General features: G+C 66.9%; 15 protein-coding genes. 5 read left to right on the top strand and 10 right to left on the bottom strand.

The genetic code is table 11. From position 1 onward, the window contains the following. Window positions 1-153 precede the first annotated feature (153 nt). Complete coding sequence (locus WG901_RS12560) at window positions 154-735, bottom strand: TetR/AcrR family transcriptional regulator (RefSeq protein ID WP_339587411.1); 582 nt, start codon at window positions 733-735, stop codon at window positions 154-156. 47 nt (window positions 736-782) lie between these two features. After that, window positions 783-1,583: an SDR family oxidoreductase gene (locus WG901_RS12555; RefSeq protein ID WP_339587410.1), complete on the bottom strand. Its 801-nt coding sequence runs from the start codon at window positions 1,581-1,583 to the stop codon at window positions 783-785. 96 nt (window positions 1,584-1,679) lie between these two features. Here WG901_RS12555 and WG901_RS12550 point away from each other — a divergent pair, with 96 nt between their 5' ends. The 5 genes from WG901_RS12550 to WG901_RS12530 all read left to right on the top strand — a co-directional run bounded on the left by WG901_RS12550 (window position 1,680) and on the right by WG901_RS12530 (window position 5,712). Beyond that, on the top strand, window positions 1,680-2,825 hold the full coding sequence (locus WG901_RS12550) for a sulfotransferase family protein (RefSeq protein ID WP_339587409.1): 1,146 nt from the start codon (window positions 1,680-1,682) through the stop codon (window positions 2,823-2,825). Between the two features lie 64 nt (window positions 2,826-2,889). Next, the gene (locus tag WG901_RS12545) at window positions 2,890-3,405 is read left to right on the top strand and encodes a VOC family protein (RefSeq protein ID WP_339587408.1); all 516 of its coding nucleotides are present in this window, start codon (window positions 2,890-2,892) and stop codon (window positions 3,403-3,405) included. 13 nt (window positions 3,406-3,418) lie between these two features. Next, window positions 3,419-3,856, top strand: coding sequence for an EthD domain-containing protein (locus WG901_RS12540; RefSeq protein ID WP_339587407.1), 438 nt, complete (start codon window positions 3,419-3,421; stop codon window positions 3,854-3,856). 13 nt (window positions 3,857-3,869) lie between these two features. Then, window positions 3,870-4,673 (top strand): sugar phosphate isomerase/epimerase family protein, encoded by an 804-nt coding sequence (locus WG901_RS12535; RefSeq protein WP_339587406.1) that lies wholly within the window; start codon window positions 3,870-3,872, stop codon window positions 4,671-4,673. Window positions 4,674-4,704: 31 nt separating this feature from the next. After that, window positions 4,705-5,712 (top strand): 2-hydroxyacid dehydrogenase, encoded by a 1,008-nt coding sequence (locus WG901_RS12530; RefSeq protein WP_339587405.1) that lies wholly within the window; start codon window positions 4,705-4,707, stop codon window positions 5,710-5,712. A 3-nt stretch (window positions 5,713-5,715) separates the two neighbouring features. Here WG901_RS12530 and WG901_RS12525 read toward each other — a convergent pair whose 3' ends face one another. The 8 genes from WG901_RS12525 to WG901_RS12490 form a co-directional block, all read right to left on the bottom strand. Then, entirely contained in the window at window positions 5,716-6,123 is a 408-nt protein-coding gene (locus WG901_RS12525) for a GFA family protein (protein WP_339587404.1), read from the bottom strand. Between the two features lie 64 nt (window positions 6,124-6,187). Continuing rightward, on the bottom strand, window positions 6,188-7,024 hold the full coding sequence (locus WG901_RS12520; protein WP_339587403.1) for an SDR family NAD(P)-dependent oxidoreductase: 837 nt from the start codon (window positions 7,022-7,024) through the stop codon (window positions 6,188-6,190). Window positions 7,025-7,079: 55 nt separating this feature from the next. Then, a complete protein-coding gene (locus tag WG901_RS12515; RefSeq protein WP_339587402.1) occupies window positions 7,080-7,832 on the bottom strand; it encodes an SDR family oxidoreductase in 753 nt (250 codons plus the stop codon). A gap of 123 nt (window positions 7,833-7,955) precedes the next feature. Beyond that, window positions 7,956-8,969 (bottom strand): hypothetical protein, encoded by a 1,014-nt coding sequence (locus tag WG901_RS12510; RefSeq protein WP_339587401.1) that lies wholly within the window; start codon window positions 8,967-8,969, stop codon window positions 7,956-7,958. A gap of 101 nt (window positions 8,970-9,070) precedes the next feature. After that, a complete protein-coding gene (locus tag WG901_RS12505) occupies window positions 9,071-9,385 on the bottom strand; it encodes a hypothetical protein (protein WP_339587400.1) in 315 nt (104 codons plus the stop codon). Window positions 9,386-9,436: 51 nt separating this feature from the next. Continuing rightward, window positions 9,437-12,538: an efflux RND transporter permease subunit gene (locus tag WG901_RS12500; protein ID WP_339587399.1), complete on the bottom strand. Its 3,102-nt coding sequence runs from the start codon at window positions 12,536-12,538 to the stop codon at window positions 9,437-9,439. Beyond that, window positions 12,535-13,599 (bottom strand): efflux RND transporter periplasmic adaptor subunit, encoded by a 1,065-nt coding sequence (locus WG901_RS12495; RefSeq protein WP_339587398.1) that lies wholly within the window; start codon window positions 13,597-13,599, stop codon window positions 12,535-12,537. The genes WG901_RS12500 and WG901_RS12495 overlap by 4 nt, the downstream gene beginning before the upstream one ends. Continuing rightward, a complete protein-coding gene (locus tag WG901_RS12490; protein WP_339587397.1) occupies window positions 13,599-15,050 on the bottom strand; it encodes an efflux transporter outer membrane subunit in 1,452 nt (483 codons plus the stop codon). Before WG901_RS12490 ends, WG901_RS12495 begins: the two co-directional genes overlap by 1 nt. Window positions 15,051-15,146: the final 96 nt, after the last annotated feature.

Genomic DNA, 15,146 nt, shown 5'->3' with positions numbered 1-15,146 from the left:
TTTCAAGCGCTTGCGTCGACGAGCCGGTCAGTGAAGGCCAGCTCGGGTTTCGCCGACGCGACGGTGCGGACCTTCTTCGACGCCTGCCCCAAGGCGCTCGCGCATTTACAGCGGTTCGAAGGACCGCTCCGACGCCGAACTGCTGAGCGACGCCTAACTCTTCGCCGTCACCCCGTCGCGCGCGAGAACGCGCTGGTGCTCACGGACGAATTTGGCGACGATCTGCTCGGTCGTCGCCGCGGGGTTGACGCTGTTGCGATAGACCCGCGGACCGATGACCGAGGCGGCGATCAGCATCACGCAATAGACCTCGGCGTCGATGTCCTCGTCCGGATGCTCCTCGGCCAGCCGCTGGGCAGTCCCTTCCACCAGCGCGTTCCATCCCGAATAGCTGTCGCGAATGTCCTTGCCCGAGACGAAATCGTCGATCCATAGCTTGATCAGCTCGGGGTTCTCGATCGCGAAGCGGCTAATCAGCCCGATGCGCTCGGGCTGGCTCAGGTTGACGTCGGTGCCGCGGCCGAGCTGCGCGGTCGCCCAGCTCGATACCGCGTGGAGCAGCGCCTCGCGGCTATCGAAATGATAATAGACCGTCGTGCGATTGATACCCATCTCGCGCGCCAACGCGGCGATCGACAGGGCATCGACCCCACGCTCGGAGATCAGCCGCACCGCGGTTTCTAGCAGTTCCTGGTGGGTCTCGTCGAAGCCCTTGTTGCGGCGGGGTGCGTCCATGCCACCGGCCTAGCCGCGCCACCTGCGCGAGGCGAGTCCCATGCGCGTCAGAACACCGCGCCCTGCTCGGCACTGGCCGCGGCGAAATCGGCGGCGATCGCGGCGTGGCGCGCCTCGATCATCGGCCACATCTCGGGATGAGTCAGGATGTAGAGGCGGTTCGCAGCGATCCCGCGCGCAACGATCTCGCCCGCCTCCGTCGGACTCATACCCGTGCCCGGAACCGTGTCACCATCATAGTCGCTGGCGATTCCGCTCAGGCGCGCGGTGTTGGCTATGATGTTGGTCGCCACGAAGCCCGGGCAGAGCACCGAGACGCCGACACCGTGCGGTGCGAGCTCGCTACGCAGGGTTTCGCTGAGCGCGACGACGCCGAACTTGGCGACGGCATAGGCCGAAACCCCCGGCGCGCTGGCGAAGAGCCCCGCGACCGAAGCGACGTTGACCACATGGCCGCGCCCCGCGGCGCGCATGTCGGCCGCGAAGGTCGCGACGCCGTTGAACACGCCGGTCAGGTTGATGCCGATGATGCGATCGAAGCTCTCGGGCGTCAGGTCGGCGATCGCCGCGCCGTCGGGGCCGATGCCGGCGTTGTTGACCAGCACGTCGACCGGACCGAGCGCCGCCTCGGCTTCTGCCTTGGCGCGCACCCAGCCCTCGCGGTCGCGCACGTCGAGCACGACACCGCGGAAGCGCTCACGGCCGGCAGTCGCCAGTGCGAGGGCAGCGGCGTCGATATCGGCGAGGGTCACCGCCGCGCCGCGCGCCGCCAGGGCCTCGGCTATGCCCAGGCCGATGCCGCTCGCGCCGCCGGTGACGAAAGCATGCCGCACGTCGCTCAGGTCCATGTCCGCCCCTTCTTCGCATTCATGGCCGTAATTCGATATTATGTCTGGCGGCCGCGATAGACTCGATCCTAGCCGGCGGGCCAAGATCAACACAACATGACCATCGAAAAAATCATCGCCGCCGCGTCCGCCCAAACCGGTCTCACCGATTTCGGCGATCCTTCTGTGCTCGAAGGCCTACGGCGCCTGCTCGAAGCCTATGCGACCGAGGCCCGCTTCACCGAGCGTGGCGCCGCCATGGCCGAGGGTGACCTCGTCACCTACATGGGCATCCGCATGAAGATCGAGGACTGGCTCGCCAAGCATCCCGAACTGCTCGAAGCGCCGATCGAAAAGCCGATGTTCGTCTTCGGCCTGCCGCGCACGGGCACGACCTTGGTGATCAACCTGCTGAATGCCGATCCCGCGCGCCGCTCGTTCCTGCGCTGGGAAGCCTACGACCCGACCCCGCCCGCCCAGCCGCACGAGCTCAGCGCCGGTCCCCGCTATCAGAAGATGCAGGACAAGACGCAGATGTCGCTGCAGTACATGCCGCAGATCGCCGCGATCCACTACGAGGACGCCGACAGTCCGACCGAGTGCCAGTTCCTGATGACGCCGAGCTTCTGCGCGCAGGTCTACGAATCGCAGGCGGACATTCCCAGCTATCGCCAGTGGTTCCTCCACGAGGCCGACTATCGCCCGGCCTTCCGCCACCACAAGCGCACCCTGCAGGCGCTGCAGCAGAACACCAAGGGTCGCTGGACGCTCAAGAACCCCTGGCACCCGCTCTATCTCGATGCGCTGCACGAGACCTATCCCGACAGCCAGCTCGTCATGACGCATCGCGATCCGGCCGAAGTGGTCGGCTCGATCTGCAGCCTGATCAAGCACGTCCGTGCGATCTACAGTGACTCGGTCGATCTCAAGGGCATCGGCGAGACCTTCATGGACACGTTCCAGGTGATGATCGACCGCGCCGACGCCTTCAAGGCCAAGCATGGCGAGAATGCGATCCACGACGTCCAGTACGCCGACGTCGTGCGTGACCCGATCGGCGTGGTCCGCGGCATCTACGACCGCTTCGACGAGGCGTTCACGCCGGCCGCCGACGCGGCGATGCAAGCCTACATGGCTAACAATCAGAAGGGCAAGCACGGCAAACACTCTTACGATCTCGCCGAATACGGCCTGACGAAGGAAGGCGTGCGCGAGCGCTTCCAGAGCTATATCGAGCGCTACGACATTCCCGTGAAGGATTGAAGCCCACGAAGGGTTGACTGGCAGCTTAGATAGCGCGCACTGTTTTCATCGAGGGAGACAATCGATGACGATAGGTGCGCGCTACGGCGAGCTGTTCCAGATGAGTTACATCACGCGCGATCTCGACGCGGCGATGGATCATTGCCGCGAGCACCTGGGCATCACCGAATTCCACACGACCGACGCCGAGATGGAGCTGATGTCGTTCGGACAGATGCGTCCGCTCAAGGTCCGCGCAGCAATGGCCAACGTCGGGCGCAACCAGTTCGAGATCATCCAGCCGGTCGCGGGCGCGATCGAGATCTACACCGACGAGGTTGATCTCGACGCGCACATCCTCAACTACCACCACATCGCCATCGCCGTGCGGGGCGGGATCGACAACTGGCTGGCGCTGCTCGCCGAGGTCCGCGCCAGCGGCGACGAGTTCGCCTACCTGTTCCCCGCCGAACCCGGCCCCGACGACAAGCTGTGCTTCTGCTACGTCGACACCCGCAAGCGGCTCGGCCACTACACCGAATACCTGTGGGTCGACGAGGGCATCAAGCCGATCCCGGCGATGCCCGACCTCGACGCCTGAGAGGGAGCGGCCGATGTACAAGGTGCTCCATTTCATCAAGCGCAAGCCGCACCTGACCCACGCGCAGTTCAAGGACCATTTCGAGCGCTCGCACGCGGCGATGGCGCTCAAGTTCTGCGGCCACCTGTTCAGCGACTATCGCCGCAACTACGTCGACACGGCCTGGTTCGGCGGGGACTCGCGCGTCGCGGGCAGCGGCTATGCCCAGCAGGACTGGACCTGGGACCTGATCTCCGAATGGATCCTGCCCAGCGAGGACGCGCTGCAGGAAATCTACCAGATCATGCAGGAGCCCGACAAGGACCACCTGTTCCGCGCCGACGAGGACCGCTTCATCGATCGCACCGCGACGGTCACCGTGATCTGCGACGTCCACGATGTCGGCACCGCGTTCGACCCGAAAGGCACGGTGTTCGACACGCCCAGCGGCGAGCCGCACTGGGACGACTGAGCGCGGCGCCGCGATGAATCCTCTCGGCATCGAGTGCCTGAGCACTTTCGGGCTCGATCCGGTCGCGCTGATCGAACTGACCGGCGACCTGGGTTGCAGCCACGTCACGCTCAACCTCGGCCGCCCGGCGAACCGGCTACCGTCCTATCCGGCGGTCTCGTTCCGCCACGACGCGGCGCTCCAGCGCGAAATGAAAGCCGCGCTCGCCGACAGCGGCGTACGCATCGGGCTGGTCGAAGGCTTCGCGATCCTGCCCGACAACCAGGCGGACGATTTCGCGCGCGATCTCGACATGGTCGCCGGGCTCGGCGCCGCGGCGATCTGCGCGGTCAGCCTCGAGCGGGATGTCGCGCGCAGCCATGCCCAGTTCGCGCGGCTGACCGAGCTCGCCGCCGAACGCGCGCTGGTCGTCACCAGCGAGCTGGGCGCTGGCGGACTGCGGCGGCTCGACAAGGGGCTGGCGGCGGTCGCAGCGGTGTCGCACCCGGCTTTCAAACTGCTCGTAGACACGATGCACTTCTTTCGCTTCGGCGGCACGGTCGCGGATTTCGCGGCGCTCGACCCGGCCGTGATAGGCCATATCCAGCTCTGCGACGTCCCGATGCCCGCGCTGATCGACGACTACATGATCGAAGCCCTCTACGAACGCCGCGCGCCCGGCGACGGCGATCTGCCGCTGGCCGATTTCCTGCGCCACGTGCCTGCGGGCGTCGTCGTGGGCCTCGAAGTGCCGATCCGGTCCGAGGCCGAGCGCGGCCTGGGTCCACGCGAACGGCTGGCGCGCTGCGTGGCCCAGGCGCGGGCGCTGATGGCTTGACCGCAAAGCCGAAGCGCGGGACCATCGGGCCATGCGCATCGCCGTGTTCGGAACCCAGCCCTACGATCGCCGCTCGCTGATGGCGGCGAACACCGCCGGCGCACACGAACTCGTGTTCCTCGAACCGCGGCTCGACGCCCATACCGCCGCGCTCGCCGCGGGCTGCGACGCGGTCTGTGCCTTCGTCAACGACAGCCTCGATGCCGGAGCGCTCGCCGCGCTCGCAGGCCTGGGCGTTCGCGTGATCGCCTTGCGCTGCGCGGGCTTCAACAACGTCGATCTCGCCGCGGCCGAACGGCTGAACTTGCCCGTGGTGCGCGTACCCGCCTATTCGCCGCACGCCGTCGCCGAGTTCACTGTGGGCCTGCTGCTCGCGCTCGACCGCAAGATTCACCGCGCCTGGGCGCGCACGCGCGAGAACAATTTCGCGCTCGAAGGTCTCGTCGGGCGCAATCTCCACGGCAGAGTCGCCGGCGTGGTCGGCACGGGCCGGATCGGCGCGCTCGTCGCCTGCACTCTACGCGCGGGCTTCGGCTGCGAAGTGCTGGCGAGCGACCCCGTCCAGGATCCCGAGCTCGTTGCGATGGGCGTGCGCTACGTGCCGCGCGACCAGCTGCTGCGCGAGAGCGAGATCGTCACGCTGCATTGCCCGCTGACACCCGAAACGCATCACCTGATCGACGCTGGCACGCTCGCAGAAGTCCGGTCTGGCCTGTTGATCGTCAACACCAGCCGCGGCGGACTTATCGACACCGCCGCGCTGATCCAGGCGCTCAAGCAAGGAAAGCTCGGCGGGGTCGCGCTCGACGTCTACGAGCAGGAAGGCGATCTGTTCTTCCGCGACCTGTCGGACCAGATCGTCCAGGACGACCTGTTCCAGCGACTGCTAACTTTCCCCAACGTGCTCGTCACCGGTCACCAAGCCTTCCTTACCGAAGAAGCCCTGACCGCGATCGCCGAAACAACCTTGACGAGCCTCGACGATTTCGCGGCTGGCCGCCCGCTTTCCCACCGGATCGGCCCTGGACACTTGCGCTGAGGGTCAGCCTTCGGGGCCGGCCGGATAGCGCTCGAACTGTGGCAGGTCCTGCGGGTGTTCCATCCAAACGATGCGCTCGGCCGTCTGGATATGGCATTGCAGCGGCAGCGTGCCGGGATCGTCGAGCGTTGCGCTCTGAATGTCGATCTGGCCGGGGAACACGCTCTCGTTGGTATAGAACAGGCTTGTCCCGCAATCACCGCAGAAGTGGCGCCGGGCCTGTTCGGACGAGGCGTAGGCCTTGGGTTCGCCCGCGATCGTCACCGCCTCTCGCGCGAACAAGGCCCAGGACACCCCTGGTGCCCCGGTCGCGCGGCGGCAGTCGCTGCAGTGGCAGAGCGCGTGATAGACGGGCTCACCCGCAACGGCATAGCTGATAGCCCCGCAATGGCAGCGGCCTTTGGCTTGCATGATGTCCTCCGCTTCGAATCAGGGCGGCAGCCTAACCCGAACCTAGGAACATACAAGGAACAAATTAGCTGCCGTCGTCGTTGACCGAGGTCATGCCCGGGCGTTCGGCGCCCATGCCCGAGAAGCCGATCGAATAGCCGCCGTCGACGGGCAGGATCACACCCGTGACATAGGCGGCTTCGTCGCTGGCGAGATAAAGCGCGGCATTGGCGATGTCCCGCGCTAGGCCCCAGCGGTCCATCGGAATGCCCGCGAGCTTGGGGAAGTCGGCCGGCGGCTCGGCATGGGTCTGCGAGGCGCCGACGAGGCCGGTCCACATGGTGCCCGGGGCGATCGCGTTGACCCGGATGTTCTTGTCCGCATAGTCAAGCGCGGCGGTCTTGGTCAGCTGGTTCACGCCGGCCTTAGCAGCGCCGTAGACCGAGTGGTGCTTCCACCCGACCACGCCCGAGGCCGAGGTCGTGTTCACGATCGCGCCGCCGCCGGTCTTCATCATCGAGATGATACCGTATTTCATGCCGAGCCAGGCGCCCTTGATGTTGGTGCTGTGGACCTTGTCCCAGATTTCGCTGGTCTGCTTGTGCAACGGCGCCATCGGGCCGCCGAAGCCGGCGTTGTTGCAAAGGATGTCGAGCCGGCCGAACTCCTTCTCGGCCGTGGCGATCATGTTTTGGACGTCGTCCTCGTTCGAGACGTCGCAGTGCACCCCAATCGCGCGGACGGCATTGGCACCCGTGCCCGCTGCGGCGTTGATCGCGGCGGCGACTTCGTTCTGCTTGCCGCTGATGTCGGCGAGCACGACCTGCGCGCCCTCGGCCGTGAACAGTTCGGCCATCGCCTTGCCCATGCCCGAACCGGCGCCGGTGATCACGGCGATCTTGTTCTCGAGTCTTCCAGCCACTGCATCTCTCCTTGGTATCCGATCCGGCCTCGCGGCCTCGGCTTTGTCTTTGTGATCAGGCAGTCGTATCGATCGTCGGCCGCACGGTGATCTCGGATATGTTCACGTGGCGTGGCATCGACAGCATGAAGACGATCGCCTCGCCGATCTCCGACGGTTGGACCGCGCCGTCCTTGGCAACGTGGGCGGCGATCGCGTTGCGCCAATTGGGGTTCGATATGCCCGAGGCGACCTCGGTGCTCGTCGCGCCCGGCATCAGGTAAGCGACGCGCACGTTCTTGCCGCCGAGTTCCTGGCGCATGGCGTCGGTCATCGAATTGGCCGCATGCTTGCTTGCCGAATAGGCATTGGTCTCGGGACCGCCCTTGCGGCCGGCGAGCGAGGTGATGTTGATGATGTCGCCCTCGCCCTGTTCGAGCATGTGCGGCACGGCTGCCGACCACGAATAGAGCGTGGCGAAGACGTTGATGTCGAAGACGCGACGGTATTCGGCGATGTCCACGCCCTGGATGCCGCCGGCCTGCATGACCCCGGCGGAGTTGATCAGGATGTCGATCCGGCCGAAGGCGGCGACCGTATCCTCGACCGCCTTGATCGCCTCGGCCTCGACCGTGGCGTCACCGGGCAATGCCAGCGCCTTTCCGCCGATCGCTTCGATCTGCGCGACGAGTTCGGCCAGCCTGTCCGCGCGGCGCGCGGAGAGCGCCACGGTGGCGCCTGCCTTGGCCAGTTCCAGCGCGGTGCCCGCGCCGATGCCAGAGGATGCGCCCGTTACGAGCGCGACTTTACCGACCAGCGTCTGTGCCATGTTGCCATTCCTCGCCCGGCGCCAAAATGTATCCAATGCGCCTGTCTCGTGCTTCCTTGTCGATCGTGTCGAGACTGTCAATCCCGATACTGAACAGATGTTCAAACCGGGCCGTCGCGCCCGCTAGAAGCGGAACCGGAAGCCCAGGGTCGCACGCGTGCTGTCGCCGGCGATCGCGCCGAAGCTGCGCTGGATTTGACCGTCTAGCCAGAGTCGCCGATTCAGCTGGATCGTACCCGAAGCCTCGAGTTCCTGCCAGTTGTCGGGCGTCCGCACGAGTACGAGGCCGGTCGGTGCGCCGCCGATGACATCACCCCCATCGGGCGGCGGCGCAAAGGGTTTGCCGCTATCCGTCACCCCGCCGACCGCGATGCCCGCAGGCGAGGCCAGATAGAGCTGGGTAAGGCCGGTGTTGGTGCGATGATGCGAGGCGGCGATCCCGAAGTAGTTCTGTTCGTAGCCGCCGAAGGTGCGATCGAGCCGCAAGGTCGCCGCGCCGGTCCAGATGTGCTCGTTCACCTCGATGTCGATCGGCCGACCGAGATCGAAGCCGTGGTGCAGCGACTTGGTATCGACATATTCGACCTCGACCGTCGGCGTCAGATAGAGCCGCGCGGCGGGCCGGATCACGCGCCCGAGACTGACCCCGGCGGCGGCATAATTGGTCGAAGCATAACCGCTCTTGACCGTCGTCATCGCGGTGCGGATCAGCCCATAGTGCTGCTGGCCATAGCTGACGTGGGCGTCGAGAACCCAGTCGTCGAAATTGCCGCCGGCGCCGAGCGAGCCGATGTAATAGGTCGAGGGCAGCGGCGTATCGACCTGCCGCAAGGTGCTGCGATAGACGGTGAAGGCCGCGCGCAGATAGGTCTGCTGGCTGTAGCGCGTGATCGAAGCCGTGGCATAGGGACTGTTGGCGCCGCCGTCGCGATCGATGAGGCCGCCTTGAAGGCCGGCCATCCAGATCGCATCGGCGGTGACGGGAACCGGCTCGATCTCGATCCTGTCGGCTTCCTCGGCCGGGCCGACCGGATCGATGCTCACCCATTGCGCATGGACGATCCCCGGCGTGAGCAGCCAGAGCGAAAATGCCAATGCGATGTGCCGGTGGGCCTGCATGGCGGCGGTATCTGCCACCAAGCATCGGCAAGGTCTAATCCGATTGCGCCGAGGCCGTGGAAATCGCGGCGCGGGACAAGAGCGGAGGCGCACGCAGCACCTCCGCTCTCGCGCAGCGATCAGTGGCTGTGCAGCTTGTCGAGATCGGCCTGGATCGCGGCCAGCTTCTCGTCGGTCAGCGCGTCGCCGGCGAAGCCCTGGAGCTGCTTGAGGGTCATGCCGCGCGCCATGGAGATCTGTTCGTTGTTGATCATGTCGGGAATGTACTTGGCCAGCACGGCCTTGGCGCCGGCGTCGTCGAGCAGGGTGCCGAGGTCGGTGGTCTCGACCGAGAGCTTGGCGGCAGCAGCCGGAGCGGCGGGCTCGGCGGCGAAGACCGGCGCGGCGAGAACCGGGGCAAGCGCGAGCGCGGCGGTGAGAAGGACTTTACGCATTTCAGGTCTCCTTGGATTAAATGGTTTATAAGTTGAACGACTGGCCATGGCTTAACCGGCATGTGCTTCTTCGGGAAGCGGATCATCGTCACCGGGCTGCTTGGGCGTGACGAAACGGGCGAACTTGGGCCTTATGCGCATATCGAACATATCGATGATCTCGTAGATCACCGGCACCAGGAACAGCGACAGCGCGGTCGAGGTCAGCATGCCGCCGATCACCGCCACGGCCATCGGCTGGCGCGACTCGGAGCCTTCGCTGACCGCGAAGGCCGTCGGCAGCATGCCCGCGATCATTGCCACAGAGGTCATGATGATCGGCCGCGTACGCTGGGCACAGGCTTCCATCAGCGCGTCGCGCATCGAGGCGCCGGCGCGCTCGGCCTCGATCGCGAATTCGACGAGCAGGATCGAGTTCTTGGCGCAAAGCCCCATCAGCATCAGGAAGCCGATGAACACCGGCAACTCGAGCGCGAAACCGCCGAGCTTGAGCGCGGCGAAGGCCCCGACCATCGACAGCGGCAGAGCCCCCATGATGACGATCGGCTTGAAGAAGCCGCGGAACAGCAGGACCAGCACGGTGAAGGTCAGGCCGATGCCCGCGACCAGCGCCAGGAAGAAGCCGATGACCAGCTCGCCGAGTTGCTGGTTCACGCCCTGATCGGCCTCGTGGATGCCCGCGGGCAGGTTCTTCATGATCGGCAGCTTGCGGACGTCGGCCAGGGTCGTGCCGATCACCGCGCCCACCGCGAGATCGGCCTCGACCGAGATGCGGCGCTCGCGATCGAAACGGACGATGCGGCCGGGGCCCGACTGGAAGCGGAAGTCGGCGACGCTCGACAAGGGCGTCGTCCGGCCGTCCCGCGTGGGCACGCGCAGTTGGGCGATCGTGTCGAGATCGTCGCGCGCCTGTTCGGGCAGGCGAACGCGGATCGGCAGCAATTGCTCGCCCGCGGGATACTTCGCGACCGTCGCGTCGATGTCGCCGATCGTGGCGATACGCAGGACGTTGGCCAGGGCGCGGCTGTCGACGTTGAGCCGCGCGGCTTCGGCCGGGCGCGGCGTGACGATCAGCTCGGGACCGGGTGCCGAAGGGCTCGGCCGCGGATCGGAGACCGAGGACAGCCCGCGCATCTCGCGCAGAAGCTGCATCTGCACGCGCTCGAGCGCCGCGCCATCCTGACCGGCGAGAACCACCGAGACCGCTGCCTGGCCGAAATTGCCCTGGTTGTAGAATCGCGCCTCGGGAATCTGACGCAGCTTCGGCGCGAGCAAGGCCTGGAATTGCTCGGAACTGTGCTCGCGCTCGTGCTTGAGCACCACGGTCAGCGTTCCGTTGCGCAGGTCCGAACCACCGCCGCCGAAACCGCCGCTGGTCGAGCCGACCTGCGCGAAGACCGAGACCACGTCGGGCTCCTGCCGAATCATCTGCGTGGCCTTCTGCACGGCCTCGCTCATGTCCTCGCGGCTGGCGCCCGGTGCGCCCTCGACCGCGAGATAGACGTAGTTGCGGTTGGGCACGGCCTGGAAGCCGAAGGGCAAGGTCGCGCCGAGCGCCAGCGACAGAACGAACAGCCCGCCGCCGATCGCGGTGCAGGTCCAGGGCCGCGCCAAGGCCCAGTCGAGCAGGCGTTTGTGCTGCGGATGGAGCCCGCCACCCGTGCTGTGCGATCCGCGCTGTTCGAGCGGAAGCAGGAAATAGGCGGCCATGACCGGGGTGAGCAGGCGCGCGACGACCAGCGAGAAGGTCACGGCCGCAGCGACGGTAAGGCCGAACTCCTTGAAGAACTGGCCGATCTCGCCCGGGATCGCCGAGACCGGCGCGAAGACCGCGATGATCGTCGCGGTCGTGGCGATCACCGCAAGGCCGATCGAATCAGCACCGATCAGCGCCGCGCGGTAGGGCGATTCGCCACGTTCGATACGCTTCTCGATGTTCTCGATCTCAACGATCGCGTCGTCGACGAGGATACCGATCACCAGAGTCAGCGCGAGCAGGGTCAGGCCGTTGAGGCTGAAGCCCATGGCAGCCATGAAGATGAAGGTGGGGATCAGCGACAAAGGCATGGCCGTCGCCGCGATCGCCGTGGCGCGCCAGTCGCGCAGGAACAGGTAGACGACGACGATGGCGAGGACGATGCCTTCGACCAGCACGTCGAGCGTGGCGTGGAATGCGCGGCGAGTCTGGTCTGCGGTCGAGACGATCTCGGTGAAGGTGACCCCGGGATGCGCCTTCGCGAGCTTGGCGACGCCGGCCTTGACCGCATTGTCGACCGTCACGTCGCTGGCGTTGCTCGTCTTCGAAATCTGGATCGCGACCACCGGCCGGCCGTTGAGCCGCGCGAAGCCGCGCACCTCGCCCTTGCCGTCGCCGACTTCGGCGATGTCCGAAAGGCGCACGTAGCGCCCCTGGACGGGGATCGTCAGGTCGCGGATCGCGGCGACGTCCTGTGCAGATCCGATCACGCGGATCGTCTGCTCGACCGAGCCGATCGTCGCACGGCCGCCGGGATTGTCGCTGTGGAAGGCGGCGAGCGCCGAATTCACCTGCGACGCGTTGATGTCGAGCGCGGCCATGCGCTCGGGATCGAGCACGACGACGATCTCGCGCGCAGCGCCGCCGATGCGCGAGACCTGGGCCACGCCGCTCTGCGCTTGGAGCACGCGCGCGACGTCGTTGTCGATGAACCACGCGAGCTCGGTCTCGCCCATCGCCGGCGCAGAGACCGCATAGGTCATGACCGGAGCGCTATCGAGGTCGAGCCGCTGGACCGAAGGCGGATCGATGCCCGAGGGCAGCTGCACGCGCGTGCGCTCGACGATCGTGCGGACGTCATCGACCGCCTTCTGCAGATCGGTGCCGAGTTCGAATTCCAGTGTCGTGCTCGACACGCCCGTGGTCACGGTCGAGCTGACGTTCTTGATCCCGGCGACGCCCGTCAGCGCGTTCTCGAGCGGCCGGGTGATCTGGTTCTCCATCTCGGTCGGCGCGGCACCGCTCTGGGTGACCGAGACCGTGACGATCGGCAGCTGGACGTTGGGGAACTGCTTGATCGGCATCCGCAGGAAAGCCACGGTGCCCGACAGGGTCAGAATGATGAAGAGCAGGACCACCGGAATCGGGTTACGGATGGCCCAGGCGGAAATTTTCATTTCGCGACCTTCACCTTGTCACCGTTGAGCACGAAGGCACTGCCCTTTACGGCGACGCGCTGTCCGGCGGCGAGGCCCGAGACGATCTCGACCAGTCCCTGCGCGCGGCGGCCGGTGCGTACGCGCAGGCGGCTGACCTTGTCCTTGGCGTCGATCACCTGGACCGAAGCGCCATCGGCGTCGAAGTGAACGGCGGCCTCGGGCACTGCAAGGACCGAGAAGGTCCGCGTGAAGCGCGCCTGAGCGAAGCCACCCTGGCGCAGCTCTGGATCGCGCGGCAAGGTTATGCGCGCGATCGATAGCCCGGTCTGGGAATCGACGCGCATGCCGATCAGGCGCACCTGGCCCGTCAGCCGGCGGCCCGAGGCAAGCACGACCTCGGCCGGATCGCCGACCGAGATGCGCGCGATGTCGCTCTCAGGCAGTTCGGCATAGAGCTCGATCTCGCTGTCGCGCGCCATGCGGAACATGGCCGTGCCCGTGCTCGAAGTGTCGCCGGGACGCACCGTGCGCTCGAGCACCACGCCGTCAGCCGGCGCGCGGATGGCCAGGTGGTTCTGGCGGGTCAGCAGGTCGTTGAGCTGCGCGCGCGTCGCAGCGGCGGCGGCGCGGCTCGAACGCACCGCGAAGCGGCGATTGTCGATCGCCTCTTTCGAGAGCACGCCCTGATTGTCGAGCCCGTCGACACGGATCGCTTGCGCCGCGGCCTGCTCGGCCGCGACCTGCTGCTGCGAAAGCGTTGCGCGGACCTGGTCGATCTGCGAGCGCAGCAGGCTGTCGTCGAGCACGGCGAGCACCGTGCCGCGGCGCACATAGGCGCCTTCCTCGACCGTGACTCGCGCGACGCGATAGCCGTTGAGATCGGCGGCCACCGCCATTTCCTCGCGCGGGATCAAGCGGCCCGAAGCGGTCAGCGCGCCCGAGATGTCGTGCTGCGCGGCCGCGACGACTGTGACCGTCTGGGGCGGCAGCTCCTTGTTGGCATCCGACGTCTTCCTACCGCAGCCGCCAAGAGCGAGCGCGACGGCGAGGACGGAAACGGTAAGGGGAAGACGGTGCATCAAGGGGCTTCCGGAGTGGTCGGCGCGGAGGAGGACGGCAGCGGCGCCTGCGCGCCGAGATCGGTCTGCGGGTCCCAGCCGCCGCCGAGCGCGCGCACGGCGGTGACGGTGTCGGACAGCAGACCGAAACGCGCGGCATTGAGCGTCGCGAGGTTCTGCAGCCAAACGCGCTGGGCTTGCAGCAGGGTGGTGAGATCGGTCAGCCCGGCCGCATAACCGCGCCGCGCGGCGTCGAAGGCGAAGCGCGCTTCGTCGGTCGCGCGCACGAGTTGGACGATCCGTCGGCGCCCGGCCTCGACACGGGTCGTCGCGTTCTCGGCCTCGCCGAAAGCGGCCTGCACCGCGCGTTCGTAGCTGATCACCGCCTGCTGCCCGCGCGCCTCGCTGATCCGCAGGCTGGCGAGCAGGCGCGCGCGGTCAAGGATCGGCAAGGTCATGCCTGCGGCGAGCGACCAGAGCCCGGTGCCGCCGGCGTCGGTGGCGTTGAGCACGGCACCGGGCTGGATCGAGAAGCGCGGGAAGAGCGCGAGCCGGTCGATCTCGACCGTGCGCGCGGCCGAGGCGAGCGCCAATTCGGCGCGACGCACGTCGGTCCGTCGCGCGAGCAGCAGGCCCGGCGTCGTTTCGGGCAAGGTTGGCGGCGGCGCCAGCGCTGCCTCGATCGCGAGCGTGTCGGTCGCAGCGGCGGGATCGCCAATGAGGATCAGCAGCGAACGCTTGGCGGCGCGCAGCTCGGCCTCGAGCCGGATGACCTCGCCCTCGCCGCTCGCCAGATCGGCTTGGAGCCGGGCCGCATCCTGGCCCGAAGTCAGCCCCCGCGCGCGGCCGAGCTCGCCGGTGCGCGCCAGATCGCGCGCTATGCCCAATGTGTCGCGCGCGTTCGCGAGCTGGACCGCAAGGAACCGCGCCTGGAACAGCGCCGCGGCGACGTCGCCGGCAAGCGCCAGCCGCGCGCCGTGGAAATCGAGCGCGGCGGCGCGATAGTCGAGATCGGCACGCTCACGGATTGCGCCGAGCCGGCCGAACAAATCGATTTCCCAGCTCGGGTAGAAGGTGGCCTGATAGGCTTCGCCGCCACCCTGCGAAAGACCGTTGCCCCAAAGCCGTTCGCTGCCCTGCTCGGTGGCCGTGGCGGAAAGGCTGCCGGTGGGCAGGGTCGTGGCCCGACTCTGGCGGCGTGTCGCGCGCGCCTCGACGATCCGCGCATAGGCAAGGCGCGCCGTGGTACTGCGATCGAGCGCGGTGGCGATGAGGCCGGTAAGCTGCGGGTCGTCGAAGCCGTTCCACCAGCGGTCGAGCACGACGGCATCGGCCGCGACGGGCGCCGGCTTTTCGAAACCGGTGGGCAGATGCGTGTCGGGAGAAGGCAGGTGAACCGTCGGCGCGCAGCCGGCCAGAACAACCGAACCGACGGCGAACAGAACGGGGACAAGATATCGCGGCCGCGCCATCGTCGTGAAAGTCGATCCGTTTCAGTCCTGCCGCTCGACTAGCAGCGCGCAATTAAATAAACAAGCGTGTTTCTTTTATGCCGACACTCGCTTAAG

The organism is Novosphingobium anseongense (genome assembly GCF_037482895.1).
Lineage (GTDB): Bacteria > Pseudomonadota > Alphaproteobacteria > Sphingomonadales > Sphingomonadaceae > Novosphingobium > Novosphingobium anseongense.
The sequence above is the reverse complement of the archived record's forward strand: the minus strand, read 5'-3'. Positions and strand labels throughout refer to the sequence as shown.